Raw genomic sequence first — 1,410 nt, 5'->3', positions numbered from 1 at the left:
GGGCGACGCGACGGGCGAGCCCGAGGACGCCGTGGCGGGGCAGCAGCGGCGCCGCCTCCGCGGCGGCGGCGGAGCCGGCCAGCGGACCGAACGCGGTGAGGATCCAAGTGCCCACCGACATCGGCGACGTCGGTTTCGCCACCCGGAGCATGTTGTAGAACCGCTCGGGGCGGCCGAGGTCGGCGATGAGGAAGTAGGCGCTGGCGCCCAGCGCACCCAGCGACGTGATGCGCAGGCCGCGGCGCAACGACACCTCCCCGCGCGCGTCGGCCACGGCGGCCAGGACGGAGGAGCCGGCCGCGAGGCCGCCGGTGAACAGGTAGATCGCGATGTCGTGCGTCCACACCGGCGGTTTGAGGACGGCGCGGCCGTAGTAGGAGGAGAACTCCGCGTCCGGCACGGTGGCGTTCGGGTCGCCGCGACGGCCGCGCCCACCACCGCCCGGGCGACCGCCGCGCCGGCCCATGCCGGACTCCCACATCCGCGCCGCCTGGCCGCCGACCGGGTCGGCGCGCGTTCCGGCGCCGCGGACCTCGCCGCCCGGTTCGGTGCCCTGCCGGTCCGCGGTCGCCGCGTCCGGCCCGGGTCCCGCCGGGGCGCTGCCGGGTCCCCCCGGGGCGCTGCCGGGTCCCCCCGGGGCGCTGCCGGGTCCCCCCGGGGCGCTCACCGGCGCCCCACCGCCGCGGCCAGGCCACCGAGCAGCATCGCCCCGGCGGCCACCGCCATCGTCCGGTACATGGCGGGCAGGTCGCGGGTCGGGACGACCGGGTCCGGCGGCAGGCCGTACACCTCCGGCTCGTCGAGCAGCAGGAAGAACGCCCCGTCCCCGCCGACGCCGTCGTGGGGGTCGTTGCCGTACAGCCGCGCCTCGGTGACCCCGGCCTCGTGCAGCTGGCGCCTGCGGCGCTCGGCGCGCTCGCGCAGCTCGTCCAGGTCGCCGAACTGGATGGACTCCGTGGGGCACGCCTTGGCGCAGGCGGGCGTCTCGTCGGCCTTGAGCCGGTCGTAGCACAGGGTGCACTTCCAGGCCCGGCCGTCGCCCTCGCGCTTGTCGATGACGCCGTAGGGGCAGGCCGAGACGCAGTACCCGCAGCCGTTGCAGACGTCCTGCTGCACGACGACGGTGCCGAACTCGGTGCGGAACAGCGCGCCCGTGGGGCACACGTCCAGGCAGCCGGCGTGCGTGCAGTGCTTGCAGACGTTGGACATCATCAGCCAGCGCACGTCGGCGCGCCCGTCCGGCGTGGCGGTGGGCGCCGAGTCCCCCGCGAGCGGGAGGTACCCCCAGCCCGGCATGCCGAGGTCCTGCACCCGCGAGCCGGCTGCGGCTCCGGCGGTCGCGCCGGCGCGGGAGGACGATCCGCCGCCTCCCGCGCCACCACCGCCGCACCCGCAGCCGCCGGTGGCGGC

At 77.4% G+C, this 1,410-nt stretch carries 2 protein-coding genes; both read right to left on the bottom strand.

Annotation, left to right across the window (positions count from 1 at the left end; translation table 11 throughout):
• Positions 1-481: NrfD/PsrC family molybdoenzyme membrane anchor subunit (gene nrfD, locus ABEB16_RS19735; protein ID WP_425560267.1), on the bottom strand; the 481-nt coding region annotated here is incomplete at its 3' end.
• Positions 482-663: 182 nt separating this feature from the next.
• The coding region (locus ABEB16_RS19730) for a 4Fe-4S dicluster domain-containing protein (protein WP_345713907.1) at positions 664-1,410 on the bottom strand (747 nt) is incomplete at its 5' end.

This window comes from Kineococcus glutinatus, from assembly GCF_039542765.1.
Taxonomy (GTDB): Bacteria; Actinomycetota; Actinomycetes; order Actinomycetales; family Kineococcaceae; genus Kineococcus_A; species Kineococcus_A glutinatus.
The sequence above is the reverse complement of the archived record's forward strand: the minus strand, read 5'-3'. Positions and strand labels throughout refer to the sequence as shown.